Origin of the sequence: Aestuariivivens insulae, assembly GCF_022662195.1 — a bacterium.
Lineage (GTDB): Bacteria > Bacteroidota > Bacteroidia > Flavobacteriales > Flavobacteriaceae > Aestuariivivens > Aestuariivivens insulae.
This window is the reverse complement of sequence record NZ_JAKMCS010000005.1, coordinates 42090-62156: the sequence shown is the minus strand read 5'-3', so window position 1 is coordinate 62156 and position 20067 is coordinate 42090. Positions and strand designations below refer to the sequence as shown.

Below are 20067 nucleotides of genomic sequence, written 5' to 3'. Positions count from 1 at the left end.
TGTAATTTACAATTATAAATCTAACTCGGTCTATACCTAACAGTATAATGCATTTACATATGAAAAAGATAGCCTTATTTATATACTCTACTGTCTTGATGGTATCTTGCAGCTCATCCCAGGCAAATAAAGCATCATATTCAAATAAAAAAACAGTTACTAAATTCGCTAAAACCATCACGGCTCCCGAATTAAAAGATATGCTTTACACCTATGCCTCCGATGATTTTGAAGGTCGGCAAACAGGAGAACCTGGCCAAAAAAAAGCTGTTGATTTTTTAAGGGACCATTATATAGAAAACAATATTCCTTCACCTATTGCTGAAGGTGATTATTTTCAAGAAATTCCCGCTTCATACTTTAATAACCATGCACAGGATTCTGAAAACGTATTGGCATACATAAAGGGTTCTGAAAAACCGGACGAAGTCATTATTATTTCTGCCCATTTAGATCATATTGGTGTTTCTGGCAATGGCGATATAAATAATGGTGCCGACGACGACGGTTCTGGCACAGTTGCCGTAATGGAAATAGCCGAGGCCTTTCAAACGGCTGCCAAAGCAGGCAATGGCCCCAAGCGTTCCATCCTATTTTTACATGTTACTGGAGAAGAAATAGGCTTATTTGGATCGCGCTACTATGCCGATGTAGATCCTGTCTTCCCATTAAAAAATACGGTAGCCAATTTAAATATAGATATGATTGGTCGCGTAGACCCCAAACATGAAGGTCAAGGCAATTACCTGTACCTTATTGGATCGGATAAATTAAGCAAAGAGCTCCACAATCTAGCTGAAGCAGTTAATAAGACCTATACCAATTTAGAATTTGACTATACCTACAATGATGATAACGACCCCAACAGGTTCTATTATCGCTCGGACCACTATAATTTTGCTAAACATAACATTCCTGTTATCTTTTATTTTAATGGCACCCATGCCGATTATCATAAACCAAGCGATACGCCAGACAAAATCAACTACGAATTCTTAGAAACACGGGCGCGACTTATTTTTTATACCGCTTGGGAATTGGCCAATAGGGAAGAACGTGTGAAGTTGGATTAATACCTAACTAAATAAGTTATCTACAGTACTTAAGCATTTAATTCCAAAATATTAAGCTAATACTCTAGTGTCTTTTTTTTTATTAAATATATACTTCTAGTCTTTTGATTGCTCATGGTAGACTCTCACTGTCTTTTCTAGTCAAAATTAAGTTCCAACACATTAAAACTTCCTAAAAACCAGACAATCAGTCCACTAATTTCTCCTACTTGATTGATTAAAATGACACCCATAAAAAGTAGATTTTATATATAAATTTGGTTTTAATTGATTGACAGGTTAGTCAATTTATTTTTGATTAACTATAAACTAAACTATCAAAAACCAAAATTATGAAGAAAACCATTATCAAATTGTGCTTTCTATGTTTAGGAAGCATTATCGGGTTACATGCACAGAGCGTGAGCCCTTCTAAGACTACTTACGCACCTAATGAATCCATTACAATTAACTTCTCTGGTGGCCCCGGAAATAAAACGGATTGGATTGGAATTTTTAATCAAGGTGTTACTCCTGCCTCTGGAAATAATGTAGATTGGTTTTATGTCAATGGGAAAAAGTCATCGGCGGGTAAAACATATACCAGCGGTTCGGTTACATTTTCTTCGGGATTGGCAACCGCCGGCACTTATGATGTCCATTTTCTAGAAAACGATGGCTACACCATACTTGCCTCAACCAGTATTGTGGTTGGCAACACCCCTGCTACTGGCGTTAGCGTAAGTCCGACGACAATGAGCCTCAATACGGGAAGTACCGGACAGTTAACGTCCACAGTGAGCCCTGTTGGAGCTAACCAATCGGTAAGTTGGAGCAGCAGCAATGCTACTGTGGCCACAGTGAACAGCTCTGGATTGGTTACTGCAATAGCCATTGGTAGTGCAACCATTACTGCCACCTCTACAGATGGTGGATTTACAGCGACAAGCACTATTACGGTAACAACTTCTGCAAGCAACCCTAACTATGCGATGAGTTTTGATGGAGTGGATGATCAGATCGACCTTACACTTCCCCATATTAACAATTGGACTGTCGAAGCCTGGGTCAAAGGAAATGGCACTTGGGATACCTATGAAAATGTTGTTGGCAGTGGATGGGTATATGTATCTGAGTGGGAGGATTATCCATTGTTGTTGACAAATGGTAAACCAAACTTATACAGAACCGGTCTTATTGCTCCAAATGCACTAGATCATAATTGGCACCATATTGCCTCGTCATTCGATGGTACAACATCAAGAATATTTGTCGATGGTGTAGAAGTGGCCTCTCAGGCAGGTGGTAGGCCAATCTGTCCTAATTTTATTGGTTCAGATGACGGAAAGGAATTTTTCAGCGGTCAAATTGATGAAGTAAGAATATGGAAAACAGCAGTACCTCAGGCCACTTTGGCAAATTGGACAAGCAAGACTATAGATCCTTCACATCCGAATTTTAATAATTTGGTTGCCTATTATGCATTTGACGATCAGGCTGCTGATGCCACCGACATGACGGGTAATTATCCTGGAGATATTAAAAACTCTGATGTGTACAACGCCTCGGCAGTAGATGCTCAATACGTGGCTAATAATAACACAGCCTTCACAGTAGCATCTACGAATATGCAATATGTTTCTTCTAAGGTAATTCAGAACAATTTTGATGTAACACCAGGGACCACAGGTGCTCAAGTAATAAATTTTCAGGTGGCTATGAACGGATTAGACAATCCGCTGAGTTTTTCAGAAATTAATTTGGACATTGCCGGTGCTGCTGCACTAGACAATGTGCACCTGTATTATTTAGGCACAACACCTTCTACAGCCAATAAAGTGGAGATTTTTGGATCGGGAATACCAGCAGCATCTTCAGTCACATTTAGTGGTTCTCAAAACCTTTCGCATGGTGTAAACTATTTCATGGTAAGCTTTGATGTTAAAACCGATGCTCCCAAAGGCACCTTGCTTGATGCAGGGGTAAGCTCATTTAAGATTGGAACGGCCTCGTATGTGCCAGACAATCATGCTCCTTATGGAGAAAAATCAGTTATAACCACAGGTAACGCTGATATCGTAAGAGTCCTGTCGTGGAACATATGGCATGCAGGCAGGGAAAGTGGCTACAATGAAGGTGTGCAAAGGGTAATTGATGTCATCAAAGAATCAAAAGCAGACATCATCACTATGGTGGAAAGCTATGGAGCACAGCAAGAAATAGCCAATGCACTTGGGTATAATTTATATACACTAGGTGCAGGTGACAATTTGGCTATCCTCAGCAGGTATCCTATCGTGGAGACTTATCCATCTAAGTTTAATAGTTTTTATGGTATTGGCGTAAAAGTACAACTTGACAATAATCGAGAAGTGATTGTATATGATGTCTGGCTAAGATATTGGGGGGCTGATTACACACTTTTACAATACTCCTCGGCCTACACAGGCCAACAATGGATAAATGGCGACAACACTACTAATAAGGCTGATATCACAAGTATTTTTACTCAGGACATAGATTTTTACGCTACTGATCCCAATATCCCAGTCATCATTGGAGGGGACTTTAATTCAGGCTCTCATCTTGATTTTACAGCGGCAGCAGCAGCAGCAGGTTTGCACAATGGATGGGAAGTTGATTTACCCACAAGTCACTATATGATCGATACCAAAGGGTACACAGATAGCTATCGAACTGCACATCCTGATGAAGTTGCTCATCCTGGAGGCACCTGGTCAGCATTCTACAATTATTGCAAAGATTTTAGAATTGACTTTTTGTACCACAAGGGACCAAATGTGGCAATAAATGGTTCTAAAGTCATTAATAATACAGCTGATGCTGGAATGCTATTTCCATCCGATCATGCCGGATTGCTTACAACATACGACTTCTCTGATGGTTCTGTCCCAGTGGCAGTTACAGGAGTTAGCGTTACGCCAACATCACTGTCTCTGTCTGCAGGAAGCACGGGGCAACTAACAGCAACGGTAAGTCCTGCCAATGCAACCAATAAGTCTGTGATCTGGAGTACAAGTGATCCAAGTGTAGCAACTGTAAGTTCTACAGGTGTAGTTACCGCAGTGGCAATTGGTACCGCTACTATTACTGCTACAACCAATGATGGAGGTTTTACATCTAGTAGTATGATAACAGCGAATGAAACCTGTAATGCAATTGCTCAGTCAAGCTGGACATTGCAATATGTGGATAGCCAAGAGATCTCTGGCGAGAACGGGGCAGCTACTAATGCATTCGACGGGAATACCTCTACCATTTGGCATACCGAATGGAGTGCCAGCCAGCCCGCTCATCCTCACGAAATCCAGATTAACTTAAACAGCCTATATGATATTTGTGAATTAAAATATCTACCGCGTCAAACAGGAACAAATGGAACGATTGCCAACTACGAAATCTATGTAAGTGACAATCCATCCAATTGGGGTACTGCTGTGGCAAGCGGAGCCTTCGCTGCGGATCAAACAGAAAAGACAGTTAGTTTCCCCAAAAAACAGGGACAGTATGTACGTTTGGTTGCAACTTCGGACATTAATGGTAGCAATTATACTTCCGCAGCAGAGATTAATGTGGGAGGCACGTTAATTCAGGCTGGTGCTCCCACTGCCAATTTTACTGCAAGTACAACCTCGATAACTCCGGGGCAACAAATCTCCTTTACCGACGGTTCCACCAATAGCCCAACGTCATGGAGTTGGTCCTTCACGGGCGGAACTCCAGCTACCAGTACTGCTCAAAATCCTACGGTAACTTATAACACAGAAGGCACCTACAGTGTTACTCTTACAGCTACAAACGCAACAGGTAGTGACACCATGACCAAGACGGGTTATATTACTGTAAGCAATTCCGGCAGTATTAAGGTTCTACAATTTAATATTTGGCAGGAAGGAACCTCGGTACCGAACGGCATGACCTATATTAGAGACGTTATTGCCCAAGTAAATCCGGACATTGTAAGCTTTAGTGAAGTAAGGAACTATAGTGGTGACTGGACCACAAAAATTGTAAATGATCTTGCTGGCGTAGGTTTGACCTATAACAGAGGTTATGCCAATGGTGCTGATGTTTCCATAATTAGCAAATATCCTATTACCTCAACTGGAACAAAGGTTGGTGCTGTTTCTGTCTTTGATGTGGATGTAAATGGACAAAGCATTATAGTGGCTGCTGCTCACCTAGACTACACCTATTACGCCACTTATCTCCCAAGAGGGTACAACTGTGGAGGCTCGGCCCCTTATACTGGATGGGACAAAATAGGGCGCAAAAATCAGTCACCTCAGCCTGTCACCGACATTGCTATTATTACCGATCAGAATCTGGGGTCGCAAAGGGATGAACAAATTGCAGCTTTCATCAATCATGTAAATGGTGAAACACGACCAGTTATTCTAGTGGGAGACTTTAACGAACCGTCTCACCTAGACTGGACTTCTGGCCAAGCTAATATGTTCGATCACCATGGTGTGGTATTCCCCTGGCATACTACAAAATCCCTAGAGGATAATGGCTTTACGGATGCCTTTAGGGCGATATATCCTGATGAAGTAGCCAATCCTGGTATCACATGGCCATCTGTTGCCACTGGTGTTGGAAGTACCAGTTGGACACCCGAAGCCGATGAAAGAGACCGTATTGATTACATCTTTTACAGAGGCACCAATGTATCGGCAACCAGTGCCGCCATTGTTGGCCCAAAAGCATCTTACGTTAACAATGTATCCAGTACTTCCAATACCGAGAATGATACTTTCGTAGCCGATCAACTATCTTGGCCTTCAGACCATAAAGGGGTTACGGCAGTTATTGACCTTTCATCAGGATCTTCGTCTAAGACCACGAACGAAAAACAGGCCAAGGTCTCAATTGATGACCATCAAACAAATCCGAATATAAAAGTATTTCCAAACCCATCAACGGGAATATTTAACATAACCTGCAAAGGATATGAAGCTTTCTCATACAAAGTGAGAAGTGTGCTAGGGCAAATTGTTCTACAACAAAACGTCTCTAAAAATGCTGCCCTGATTAACCTCCAAACAGCCCCAACAGGACTTTATTTTGTTGAAGTAAAAGCCAAAGATGGAATATGGACTTATAAAATAATAAAAGAATAAATGGATTAACTTTAGTTCCTTATGTTTAGAAACTGCCTTTACAGGCAGCTTTTTAAACCATATGAATTCAATTCTTATGATAGTCTAAAAACCATAAAACCTTGTAAATCATACAATTTACAAGGTTTTAGTTTTTGTTGGTATTCATTTTTGTCGGGGTGGCAGGCTTAACTTCAACCTCTCCTATCCCCTATATTTACTGTTATTCAATAACTTTCATCTATTCATGCACACCTAATTGCACATCAGAACTATTAAAAGAACTTTGAAGATATAATTTGATCTTCTTTAGTTTGATAAAACTACAAATAATTTTAAAATATATTTGGTCTTATTCTTCTCATTAGCAAAAGATAATGATTAGATATTTAATCTAAATAAAATTCTTTGCCTCAGTTAATTCAACAAATGTAACATTAAACCACTCTTTTTGATGCATTTAAACCAAATCTCCCCTATTTCTTTCAATATCTTGCCAAAGCATTCAAACCAAAAAATTTTAAAATCATTCTAGGGTCATGTAAATTTTTTAGGACTGTAGATTGAATTGGGTTGAACTAATCCTTAACCATTATAAACAAAAATTATGAAAAAAATTTTATTTAACTTAGTGTTACTGGCTACCGTCTTATCTGCATCCTCCCAAACAGTTACCAGCTTGTTTGACTTCACTGACGATGGAACCCCTGGAAACACCAAAAATGCAGCTTCGTTTGCTTATCATGAAAATATTGCATACGTATTATACGTTGATAATAACGTAGTAAATGATAGTATATATCCGGGTAAAATTTGTAGCTACAATTTAGATACCGGAGAGGTAATTAGGTCTTCTTTCGAATTTCCTACCTTAGTAACCAACACTGCATCAAGTGATGAGGGGCATAACCAATCTGCTATTGCTGTAGATGGCAATGGCCGTATACACGTTTGGATTGGCATGCATAACCATAAAATGAAATATTGGAGGTCTGATACCCCAGAAGACATCACAAATTTCACAGATAAAAGCAGCGATATGCCAGGGTATGGTGACTCAGGTGAATATACAGACCTCCCTGAAGGCAATGACAATGATGCGAAATTGTATTCTTACCCCTACGCGGCCACTACAACTAATGGTGATGTGTTTGTAATTGTAAGAAGAACAGCTCATCATACCCAAACACACGAAAGACAGGATCTATACCATTGGGACAACAGCAAAAACACTTGGTCTATGGATCTTGTTGGAAAACAACACGGCAAAAATGCTTATATGAGTACCTTATTTGCCGACAATAGCAATAACCTCCATATCGTAACCGCCTGGTCAAAGTTACATTCTGGAGATAATACCTTTCAAAAGGGTACTTATATGCGCTATGATGTAAACGAGGACAAATACTTTAAAGCCGATGGCACAGAGGTTAGCGTACCCATGTCTGTAGACGGTACTGATGCCGATCGGTTCTATGCAGGAGAATGGAATGAATGGGATCCAGATATTAATGAGTGGGTTACGTGGAACGACACTGTCTCTGAAATACAGACCCCAAGGGTAACGCTAAACAGTCAAGGACAACCTGTGGTAATGTATCCTTACAATAGAAATAATTACAGTCAAACCGACCCCAAATACAATGTAAATATTGCAAGATGGAGTGGCTCTGGTTGGACTCATACAGACTCAATCATACCAAAAGGAGTTAAAAACCACTATCGTCCTCCGATCTCTTTTACGGGTGGTTTGGTAAATGTGTACGCACGAGACGTTGACAATGCAGGAGTTTTAACCTATTCTGACAATGATGGCGCAACTTTTGACACAATCGTCCCTTTAACAGGAGGTGGTAACACCCCTGTACAGGTGTTGAACTACAGCCCTGATACCGATCTGTACATCAATAAAAGATATTTATATAAGGTGGTCTACCCTCAATCAAATCCTAACAATAAGCCTGTAGTAATCTTAAATACTCCCAAGCCAAATGAGGTGTTTGATGAAGGATCTACCATTTCCATGACTGCAGAGGCTTTTGATGGTGATGGTTCCATTGATAAAGTACAATTCTATCTTATTAAAGACAACGAAATCTCCTTATTAGCTACCGATACTAGTGCTCCTTACAGCTACAATTGGGATATCCCTGCTGACTCTATAGGAGCGTACACCATAAGAGCTAAAGCCTTTGATAATTTAGGAGCCACTAAAACATATGCTAATGATATTACCGTGAATGCTTTACCTACGGTAACATTAACCTATCCTGCCAATGGCATACAGCTTGACATTGTAGAAGGAGATATTGTTTCAATTACCGCCGATGCCAACGATAGTGATGGCTCCATAACACAAGTCGAGTTTTTCGATAATGGTAATCTATTGTATATCGATACCGACCCCCCTTACAATTACGATTGGACGGCCACCACTGGAGCCCATAATATAAGTGCTAAAGCGACTGATGATTCCGGGGCTACCCAAACCAATGCCAATGATATTGTGGTTAATTTTAAACCTGTAGTTGCCTTAACTTCTCCCGAAAACGGTGACCAGTTCAATGAAGGTACTACCATTTCCATTATCGCTGATGCTAACGATAGTGATGGCTCTATAACAAAAGTAGAATTCTATGACAATGACGGTACCACTAATACTTTAATACATACTGATACCACAGCGCCTTACAGTTACAGTTGGAACGGCGCCAGTGCTGGAACGCATACCATAAGAGCCAAAGCTTTTGATGATTTGGGGGCCACTAAAACATATGCCAGAGATATTACCGTGAATATCAATATAGCTATAAACAACAATCCTTTATATTTTTCTGATGAAACCAATAATCATCATGCTTCAATGGCAGTAGATAATGATATAAACACGTATTGGGAATCAAAATTCTATCCTCAATGGATTGAACTTGATTTTGGTTCGGATAAGTCCATTAGAAGCTCAGAACTGGTTTGTCTAAACGACAGAGCTTATCAATTTACAATTGAAGCCAAACCAGACGGTGGCAGTTATAGCACTATTGTTGACAGAAGTAACAATACGACCCCAGGAACTGTGGCCGCTCCTATAGCAGACACATTCTCGACTACTGCCCGATATGTTAAGCTCACCATTACCGGTGCTTCAGGGTATTCAGGCCCTTGGATTGATATTACAGAGTTTAGAATATTTGGAACCGATATCTCAGCTTCTAAGTCTTCTTCATCTAAAAAGAACACTCAAAACCTTGCTTTAGATGCCTCTATTAAAATATTTCCTAATCCTACAAGAGACTATCTTAAAGTAAGATTTGATGATAATCAATTTGGCAATGATGCTAAGTATTCCATTTACAACCTACAAGGTCAAATAATGACATCAAATCTGTTAAGCACAAAAAACAAAATAAACGAAAATACCATTCAATTTAATGTAACTAATTTAGCTACCGGCATGTACTTTCTGTCCATTAAAGATCGTAAAAATAACATGCAACTCAAGTTTTATAAAGATTAGAAACTTATTTGTTTTTTGAGTACAAAAGCCTCTTAAAATCTTAAGGGGCTTTTTACAATCTCAACATACTAAAAACCTTTCTTTCAGAGACTAACGTCTCATTTATTAAACAAAACCTACTGTTTAAGCTATATATGTATCATTTGTCTACTATTCGTGACACATACATCCCTAATCAATCGTTTGATTTTAAGTTAATTAGTTACTCACAATAACACTTGTTTGCTTACTATCAAATCATAGCTTGTTTTTTCCAATTTATAAAAGTGTTTTTTGAATGTAAAAACACATACAAATTACAAGTTTATATTTTGGACTATGAGTAGGTTGTAAACAAACATTCAACCATCAAAAACCAACAATTATGAAAAAAAAATTATTTCAATTAGCATTATTATTGCTTACCATCAGTACTTTAAATGCCCAATCACCTCCAACAGTTACCAGCTTGTTCGACTTCACTGACGATGGAAGCCCTGGAAACACCAAAAATGCAGCTTCGTTTGCTTATCATGAAAATATTGCATACGTATTATACGTTGATAATAACGTAGTAAATGATAGTATATATCCGGGTAAAATTTGTAGCTATAATTTAGATACCGGAGAGGTAATTAGATCTTCTTTCGATTTTCCTACTTTAGTAACCAACACTGCATCAAGTGATGAGGGGCATAACCAATCCGCTATTGCCGTAGATGGCGATGGCTTTATCCACGTTTGGATTGGTATGCATAACCATAAAATGAAATATTGGAGATCTAATGACGCATATGACATAGAAAATTTTACGGATTACGGCAGCTCCATGCCAGGTTATAATGATACAGGTTGGTATACAGACCTACCCGAAGGCAATGACGATGACGAAAAATTGTACTCTTACCCCTATGCCGCCACCACAACTAACGGCGATGTGTTTGTCATTCTAAGAAGAACAGCCAATTACACCCAAACCCATGAAAGACAGGATCTATACCATTGGAACAACATTACCAAAACTTGGTCTATGGACCTCGTTGGGAAACAACACGGTAAAAATGCCTACATGAGCACCTTATTTGCCGATAATAATAATAACCTCCATATCGTAACCGCTTGGTCGCAATTACACAGTGGGGACAATACCTTTCAAAGGGGCACTTATATGCGATATGATGTAGACTTGGACAAATACTTTAAAGCCGATGGTACTGAGGTTAGTGTACCCATGTCTGTAGATGGTAGTGATGCCGACCTGTTCTACCCAGGAGAGGCAGTTTGGGATGATACCACTTGCGAAATACAGACACCTAGGGTAACGGTAAACAGCCAAGGGCAACCTGTGGTCATGTACCCATATAATACCGCAAATAATTTTAGTCAAAATAACCCTGATTATGTTATAAACATCGCAAGATGGGATGGCTCGTCTTGGGTTCGTGTTGATGATATCCTGTCAGAAAGCGTTAAAAACCATTATCGTCCTCCTATGTCTTTCACTGGTGGCTGGGTAAATGTGTACGCACGAGATATTAACAATGTAGGTCTTTTAACCTCTTCTTACGACGATGGTGCCACTTTTGATACACCTGGCCCCTTAACAGGAGGAGGTAACTCACCTGTAGCCGTTTTAAACTATAGCCCGGATACCGATCTCTACATTAACAAAAGAATATTGTATAAGGTTATATATCCAGAATCCAATCCTACTTCTAACAATCCACCTACAGTAACCTTAACTTCGCCTACAAATGGTGCCCAGTTTGATGAAGGCACTACCATTTCCATTGCTGCAGATGCCAGCGATAGTGACGGTTACATTACAAAAGTGGAATTCTTCGACGTTGTAGGCGCTACAAATACCTTATTGTATACCGACACCACAGCACCATATAGTTACAATTGGAATGGGGCCAGCGTAGGCGACCATACCATAAGGGCCAAAGCTTTTGATGACTTGGGAGCTACCAAAACCTATGCTAATGATATTACAGTCAATTCCACGTCTTCAGAAACTAATCTAGCGATAAACAACCTTTTTGACTTTTCTAAAGAACAAAATGGCAACAAAGCCGTAAATGCTGTTGATGATGATACAAATACCTATTGGGCAGCAAAAAAATACGCCCAATGGATTGAACTTGATTTTGGTGCAGACAAAGCCATTACACGCTCTGAATTGGTTTGTCTAAACGACAGAGCCTATCAATTTACAATTGAAGCCAAACCAGACGGTGGCAGTTATAGTACTATTGTTGACAGGAGTAACAATACAACGCCTGGAACAGTAGCTGCTCCAATTGAGGATACCTTCTCAACTACCGCCCGTTATGTTAAGCTGACCGTTACTGGCGCTGCTAATTATTCAGGGCCTTGGATTAGTATCCCAGAATTTCGAGTTTTTGGAACCGATACCGCAGCGAAGTCTTCTTCCTCTAAAAAGACCTCACAAAATCTTGCTTTAGATGCCTCTGTGAAGGTATTTCCTAATCCAACAAAAAATTTCCTCAAAGTAAAACTTAGTGAGGAGAACGCTAACGATAATACCAAGTTCTCCATATATAACATACAGGGCAGGTCGATTCCTTTAAACACCTTGCCCCATACGATTAGTGGAAACACACTTGAATTAAATGTAAGCAGCTTAGCATCTGGTCTATATTTTATTTCGGTAAAAAATAACAAGAATACCATACAACATAAATTTTATAAACATTAGGAATTTGTTTAGAAACGAAAAACCTCTTGATTGCTCAAGAGGTTTTTTTATAATATCCCCGATTATGTAATAAACATTGCAAGATGGAATGGTTCTGCTTGGGTTCACGTTGATGATATCCTGTCAGAAAGCGTTAAAAACCACTATCGTCCTCCGTTGGCAATAATCAAAACTAAAAATCTATGAAACATACATTTTTATTATTAGCATTTTTCACGACATTAATTTCCAATGCTCAACTTAAAGAAAAATTTGAAGAAGGATGTGTAGCCTATCCCTTTTTGTAGCCTTCCCTAAAAATAGGACAGTATAAAATTCGAATTTACTAATTTTAAATTTTAAACTGTCAGATGAAAAAAAGCAAATTTACCGAGACACAGATTGTCAAGATTTTAAAGGAAAATGAACAAGGGAGAAGTGTTCCCGAACTAGCCAGGGAATTAGGAATCGATAAGAGTACAATAAATTATTGGCGTAAGAAGTATGGTGGCATGGAAGCGAGCCATTTGAAGCGTCTTAAGGAGCTCGAGGAAGAAAATCTCAAGCTCAAACAGATGTATGCCGATGCCTCACTGGATATACGTATGCTAAAGGACGTGCTGTCAAAAAAGTTCTAAGACCTTCCGACAAGCGATTCCGAGCCAAATACCTAATTAAACACTATGAGGTATCTATTAAACGTGCTTGTGGAGTTATGGGCTTGACACGCTCAATGTGGTATTATCAAAGGAAGAAAAATGACAGAGAAGTCATTGACAAGCTATCTGAACTCGCCCAGCAGCTGCCTACCAGAGGTTTTGATGAGTACTATAACCGAATCCGTCGTGAAGGTCATAAATGGAACAGAAAACGTGTGCTGAGAGTATACAGAAATATGAAACTTAAATTAAGGCGCAAACACAAAAAACGTTTGGCAACAAGAGTTAAACAGCCTTTAGAAGCTCCTGTGTCATTAAACATTTGTTGGAGCATAGACTTTATGAGCGATGTTCTTAGTGATGGAAGAAAAGTTCGAGTATTGAATATTATAGATGATTGCAATCGTGAAGCATTACTGGTTGAAGCCGCATTGTCCTTTCCGGCCAGAGCAGTTGTAGAAACCCTGGAGCATCTTAAAGAAGAGATTGGTGTTCCTAAGTATATTAGATGTGATAATGGTCCAGAGTTTTTATCCAAGACCTTTGTCCATTGGTGCGAAAGGAACTTTATAGAAATTAAGTATACCCAACCCGGGAAACCGATGCAAAACGGATATATAGAAAGATTCAACAGACATTATAGGGAAGACATACTTGATGCCTATTATTTTGATGATATTTATCAATTACAAAAGCTAAACGACCAATGGAAGCAAGATTACAACAATAACCATCCACATAAATCTTTAGGAAATAAATCCCCTATAGAATTTATGCCCAGATTTGGAGAAGAAATAAATTTAATCTCCAAATCTGACCTAATTAACAATTTTTTGTCGAATTTAGAGGTGTCCTAAAAAGGGATAGGCTACACAAGCGGCGCTGTACACGAACCACAATATCGGCCAATTGCTGGTTATCCTTTCCGTCGGCATGATTGGCTTTGATGTCACTAATTACATGATTGGCCGTGTCTACCATGAGCTGGATTTGGTAATTAAGTTTTCGGGGCTTGCCCGGTTTCACACTGATACAGGCATCGGGATCCGTCGGGCTGTAATGCGTTTTGTTACTGGTATAGCGACTCCCTTTATTGCCTGCTCCCGGACGCTGGTCCTGATCCTTGGCCAACTTGGTGTTCCTGGTCCTTATGGCCTGTAGATCCTTATCACTGGCCGATAGGGTTTGTTGACCTTTATCAGCTTATTCCCTTAAGCCTGACACAAGGACTTGTCCTTATCTCTTTTGCTAATGTTACGAACCTTACGAAGATGGGAATCCAGATCTTCTTCGTCAAAAAAGACCTCCTCACAAAATCTTGCTTTAGATGCCTCTGTGAAGGTATATCCAAACACAACAAAAGATTACCTAAAAGTAAGGCTTAGTGAAGTAGGTACTATTTATAATGCTAAGTTCTCAGTATATAACATCCAGGGCAGCCTGATACCTATCAGTACCTTACCTCATACGATTAGCGGCAAGACACTTGAATTAAATGTAAGCAGCTTATCATCTGGTCTATATTTTATTTCGGTAAAGAATAACAAAAATACCATACAACATAAATTTTATAAGTATTAGAAATTTGATTTAACACAAAAAATCCCTTCAGAAATTGAAGGGATTTTTTTTCATACATTATCTAATTGAGCAAGGTCTCCACAAAGTTTTTTCAGCTATATGAATAATCATATCTTTTATTGCTAACACCTTGATTTTAAACATTAAGACAACTCTTAAAGACACATTACAGGACTTTTGCCGGTTTTGTTTCCTTGAGACACTTTCAAAACCCCAAAAATTCGCCAGCTATCATCAAACTTTATTTCAATCTTAAAGATTGAGGTCTTATTTTCTATTTCAAACTTGTAAGTCTTAGGAATCGGATGGCTCTGCACGAACTTATTACTTTTTAAATGAATTTTTCCAAAAACCGAGTGTCCTTCTTTTTGACTTACTTCAACATCAACCTAATTTGCAAATAAAACTTCTTGAGCTCTTATTTGACTATGTAACACTATTACTAAGACAATTAAAATAAGCCTTTTAATCATAATTTTAAAGAATTAAAATGTTAATCGTTTGGGTTTCTTTTTTGTAGAGGTATATCAATACTCTTCCCATTCTTACAGAACACTTTTACAACCGTTGTTTCCTCCTGTTGGTCTATAGATACTAGATTTTCTACTGACTTTACGGCATACCATACACCTCTTAAGGTTACAGTTACCACATGACCTTCGTTTGCTCCATGAGCAATATCAAAAGGCATTACAGACATATTGTGATTCCACTTTTTCAACCTTAAATCTGGATCGGCAATGGTTAATACCGAATATTTACCGGGGTTTTTAAACATCGCTAAAACGGGCGTATCTACGGTAAGAACATGTCCTTTACTTAAGGCTGTATTTGCCGTAAAAATGGCTGAGGCTTCCACCCCTGTACTTAGGTGGTAAATACTGTGGAGATCTTTGTCTTTTTGCCAAACTTCATAACTTTTAGAGTTTACAAATTTACCCACCTTAGCCTTAGGCGTGTTTAATAAAATTTGATATTCATATTCAGCATTTTTTGGAGACTTTCCATGATCTAGGTAAGCCTTTACATATGGTGTGTTGATTGGCTCATACTTTGTTTCTACTTTTTTTAATGAGTTTTGAGGTCCCTGTTCTAAAACCGTTTTCCCATTATCTCTAACGATATAATGAATATTGTTTTGATCGGTAAAATACCCTTCTGTCAACGTCTGGTTTAACGATTGATCTTTGCCTATGCTTTCACCATTATAGTAAGTATCTGCATTAGGTTTATAAATATATTGAAACAAGGTTGTAATGGTATTATAACGCGTATCATCATTATTAATATTAGACCCCATGCAAATAATTTCATCATCAATAAAGAAATATGATTTTCGAGCTCTAAAAGAGTCATCAAAAAGCGATTTATCCTCATCTGGTCCAACATCGTCCCTTAACTCCATAGCATACATACCATTTTTTCCTTCTTGGGTCAATCCTCCTGCAAAAGTGGTCTCAGAAAAACTTCTGTGATACCCTTCTACATATTTGTTTGTACTTTCGTTATCATGAAAAACCTTATTTGCTGGCAAGGCCTTTGTAGTGGCTCCCGGCCAATAGGCCCAATGAAAACCATTATTTATCTCAATCCCGGCACCTTCAAACCCTTCTGTAGAATTATTTTGGGCTACCAGTAAAACGCCATGGCTTAAATAGCGTCCCATATTATTTTCTCCCTTACTTGATCCTGCTTCGAAATCCCAAATGTATTTACTGTAACCCTTAACCGCTGCATAAGCTTTACCATGTCTATGGACAGATAAGCTAGAGTATGGCATTGAAATGTTACTATCCATAGGAGTACTGTACTCATTTCCAATTTTATTATGGCAATCTACCATTAAATTCAGGGTTCCAAAAGTTCCCGAATAGGTCAATGCAGGTGTTAAAATAGCATCGATATGGCTCGGTTTTGTAATCTCATACAAATAATTATACCTCTTGGCCAAATCCCAATCATCAATACTTCCATTTTTCATACTTAGAAATGTAAATGCCGGCAATAGAAACCTCCCAATAGCTTCATTCGAATATGGAAAACGACCACATACGCCATAATGCAGATCTGTTCCAAAAGCAATATCTGACTGGCGCATCAAAACATTTTTTAAAATATGTGTTGACTTTTTTGACAATTCATAAGGCGTCCCTTCTAGAAGCCAGTGAATCAAGGCCATAGTATTCACAGCCTGTATCCCATATGAATTTAGATATGTCCCCTCATGGTGATAAATAGAAAAATCTGGTTTTATAGTATCGGAATACCCAGGAGAAAAATCAATAACATAATTCATATAGTCTACAAAACGCTTTAAAAGCATCTCCTTTTCAGGATTGTCCTTCATTAACAAAATTGCAATTAATTTCACCAAAGCTCCTCCTCTAATTTTATCGGTGTTTTCTCCGCGCGTGTAATCTATATTTAACATACTCCCTATCCTACTGTGCCAAAACAGCATATCTACCCTAGCATCCAATTTATTCTGTTTAGCAAGCTCTTCTCTAATCAAAAATATGGACTGTGCCATTGGGTTAAGTCTTATAACATGGTTTACTGTTCCAATTGCACTTCCTGAAGCCCAACCTTGATCCTCGAAATAATCCAACAACTCAATTAGTTTTTTACGGGATTCCATACTTTTATTTAATCGATAATCCATTGCCAAAGGAAACATGGTTAATTGGCTCACTTCCTGAAACCCTCTTCCGTTACTTGAAAAATGCTCATCCCGACTTGAAAATAAAGGCACACCTGTAATTCCATCGTTAGTAAAGTTTAGGTTTAAACTTTCGTATTCCTTCTTACTTTTGGATATTTTAGATGTTATGTTACCTTTAATCGTAGAATTCCTTTGCTTCCATTTATTAGAGCCATCACCAAGAATCAAAAACTCTAATTTATCAGATATAATTTTAGAATATTTAGAAACTTGAGAATTTTCATCACTTAATTTTGAACCATAGTTTGATTTTATTTTAATATAATTTTTATAAGGTTTTAAAATACCATAAGAATCCATTACCTCATCTGCTGTTTCAGAATTTTCAAGCTGAAGATCTGAATGCCTTTTTTTGGATACAAAATCCAACAAAAGAAAATGATCTATGAATATTTCTCCTTTACCCAACACTTCCTTTGACGGGTAGGCCACAAAACTTTTCATAGTATCATCACCTTCATAATTTGACACTTTGGCATCTTCCTCAAAACACACCCAAACAGCTCGCCAACCTTTAAAGTCCAGTTTAACTTCAAACTTATATTTAGGGTTAGTTTTAGCAGCATTTACAGAGCTTCCAACTTGAAAAACCATGTGTCCTATTTGTGGTTTTTCTTGATACAGCCACATCTTGATACCGCCATATTTTCCCTTTGGGTAAAATGCTGGCTCATAATATTCTGGTATGCCTCCCTGATACACTCCTGTTGAACGGTTCAATCCTTCCATATCTGCAACCACCAGATAATCATCTACCTTATAATTCCATAATAATGAATTTTGTCCATCCTTAAAATGGCGAGGGGAAATCTCTGTATCTCCTTTTTCTGATGTCCAAACATCGGTTGATGACACAGACTCAAACTTAAATACCTTTATCAAAATATCATCAGAGGGGCCATTAATAGATAATGAATTTTCAAATTTTCCTTTACTCCCATTAAAGGCATATCCGTTTAGTATGAATCCCAAAAACAGTGTTGAAAGATGCAATAGTACTAGTCTCATATATAATTTGTTCAATGTTTATTTATATTATTACTTCATAAAGACCTTAGTCTTATTAGGCCTTTTAATTCCTAATCTTTTATATGCGCTTAAACAACTTCAGATATAGATTAAAAATTAGAATTCCCTATAACAGTAAAATTAGAATGAGCTATCGACATGTTAACTTTTGGATGTTACCAGAACAAAGGGTAAATGATTCATAATAAACAATCATAACAAAAGGAGACAACCATATCCGTCGACAGCATACAAAATAACACCGTACTTTCCACGCCATAGTAAGGCCAGACACACTTGATAATCCATGTATCATTTGTCGTTCAAAGAGGTAACAAATGGAGGTGTTTATAATTGGGCAAGCATCTAATTTTGTTTAGAGCAAGAATTGACAATGAATAAAGACTCGAATCTATTCATCCCAATTCTTATAATGTATAATTCACTCCAACAAAGGAACTTAAATTATGAACTTAAAGAACATTTACCTATTTGCATTTTTAATAACTGCTTTATTTTTCAGTTGCAAACAAAACTCTTCTACCAATAACCAAAGTGAAATTAGAAACAATGAAGTAGATTTATATGAATCAATCTCTCAACAATATGAGATATTGTATGATTCAGTCCAACAAAAGAAAGATTCAAAATATTTTTTACCACGCTCCATTAAAAACGGTCAAATCAGGTATGCTGAAGCCTATGATTGGACCAGTGGTTTCTACCCAGGAGCCATGTGGTATCTTTACGATTTAACAGGTAAAAATTTATGGAAAGAACGTGCTTTAGAGTATACCAAGAAATTAGACTCGGTGCAATATTTAAAAAGCATCCATGATGTTGGATTTATGATAGAATGTAGTTATGGTAATGCCATTAAATTTGACAACAAACAAGGTTACGATTCTATAATCGTTCAAACGGCAAAATCTCTTGCCACAAGGTATAGACCTAAAGCTGGTATTATACAATCTTGGGAACCAATACTTCACTTTGAAGAAGGCGAATGGAGTTGTCCCGTGATTATAGACAACATGATGAATTTGGAACTGTTATTCCATGCTACTGAAATCTCTAAAGACTCTACTTATTATAACATTGCCGTTTCTCATGCAAACCAAACATTAAAAAATCATTTTAGAGCGGATTATAGTTCCTATCATGTGGTAGATTATAATACTGAAACAGGGGAAGTTATAAAGAAAAGCACCCATCAGGGAAGTGCTGATGAATCGGCTTGGGCCAGAGGACAGGCTTGGGGCGTATATGGGTATACTGTGATGTATCGGGAGACCAAGAACCCTATTTATTTAGAGCAGGCCAAAAACATAGCATCTTTTATAAAAAATCATCCAAAATTACCAGAGGACCAAGTGCCTTATTGGGATTACGATATTGAAATTACCCAAGACACGCCAAAAGATGCTTCAGCAGCTGCCATTACAGCTTCTGCCCTATTGGAATTATGCAACTATGTAGATAATGCCCTAAAAGAGGAATACATGACTTGGGCCAAAACAATAATAGAAAGCTTAAGTTCACCTGCTTATTTAGCTGAAATTGGAACGAATAAGGGATTTGCACTGATGCATTCAACAGGTATGTTTCCTGCCAATTCAGAAGTTGATTCGCCCATAAACTATGCCGATTATTATTATTTCGAGGCTTTATCTAGATTGAAAAAAATAGATACGATCAGCAGTAATTAATTACTGAGATGTTAATAAA

General features: G+C 38.1%; 9 protein-coding genes and 1 pseudogene. 8 read left to right on the top strand and 2 right to left on the bottom strand.

Annotation, left to right across the window (positions count from 1 at the left end):
* Positions 1 to 59: 59 nt before the first annotated feature.
* The 6 genes from MR062_RS07670 to MR062_RS07645 all read left to right on the top strand — a co-directional run bounded on the left by MR062_RS07670 (position 60) and on the right by MR062_RS07645 (position 13885).
* Entirely contained in the window at positions 60 to 1073 is a 1014-nt protein-coding gene (locus MR062_RS07670) for a M28 family metallopeptidase (RefSeq protein WP_242203558.1), read from the top strand.
* Between the two features lie 332 nt (positions 1074 to 1405).
* Entirely contained in the window at positions 1406 to 6196 is a 4791-nt protein-coding gene (locus MR062_RS07665) for an endonuclease/exonuclease/phosphatase family protein (protein WP_242203557.1), read from the top strand.
* Between the two features lie 586 nt (positions 6197 to 6782).
* Entirely contained in the window at positions 6783 to 9689 is a 2907-nt protein-coding gene (locus tag MR062_RS07660) for an Ig-like domain-containing protein (RefSeq protein ID WP_242203556.1), read from the top strand.
* A gap of 364 nt (positions 9690 to 10053) precedes the next feature.
* Positions 10054 to 12390 (top strand): BNR-4 repeat-containing protein, encoded by a 2337-nt coding sequence (locus tag MR062_RS07655; protein WP_242203555.1) that lies wholly within the window; start codon positions 10054 to 10056, stop codon positions 12388 to 12390.
* 350 nt (positions 12391 to 12740) lie between these two features.
* Positions 12741 to 13007 carry a transposase gene (locus MR062_RS07650; RefSeq protein WP_242203554.1) on the top strand — a complete coding sequence of 89 codons (267 nt, stop codon included), beginning with the start codon at positions 12741 to 12743 and terminating at the stop codon, positions 13005 to 13007.
* A 35-nt stretch (positions 13008 to 13042) separates the two neighbouring features.
* The gene (locus MR062_RS07645) at positions 13043 to 13885 is read left to right on the top strand and encodes an IS3 family transposase (RefSeq protein ID WP_242203771.1); all 843 of its coding nucleotides are present in this window, start codon (positions 13043 to 13045) and stop codon (positions 13883 to 13885) included.
* 16 nt (positions 13886 to 13901) lie between these two features.
* Here MR062_RS07645 and MR062_RS07640 read toward each other — a convergent pair.
* Positions 13902 to 14180, bottom strand: a pseudogene (locus MR062_RS07640) (IS1182 family transposase); the annotation flags it as partial.
* Between the two features lie 99 nt (positions 14181 to 14279).
* Between MR062_RS07640 and MR062_RS07635 the strand changes: the two are divergent.
* Positions 14280 to 14609: a T9SS type A sorting domain-containing protein gene (locus MR062_RS07635; RefSeq protein ID WP_242203552.1), complete on the top strand. Its 330-nt coding sequence runs from the start codon at positions 14280 to 14282 to the stop codon at positions 14607 to 14609.
* 493 nt (positions 14610 to 15102) lie between these two features.
* Here MR062_RS07635 and MR062_RS07630 read toward each other — a convergent pair whose 3' ends face one another.
* Complete coding sequence (locus MR062_RS07630; protein WP_242203550.1) at positions 15103 to 18339, bottom strand: chondroitinase family polysaccharide lyase; 3237 nt, start codon at positions 18337 to 18339, stop codon at positions 15103 to 15105.
* Between the two features lie 467 nt (positions 18340 to 18806).
* Between MR062_RS07630 and MR062_RS07625 the strand changes: the two genes are divergently transcribed.
* A complete protein-coding gene (locus MR062_RS07625) occupies positions 18807 to 20048 on the top strand; it encodes a glycoside hydrolase family 88 protein (protein ID WP_242203548.1) in 1242 nt (413 codons plus the stop codon).
* The last annotated feature ends 19 nt before the right edge of the window (positions 20049 to 20067 follow it).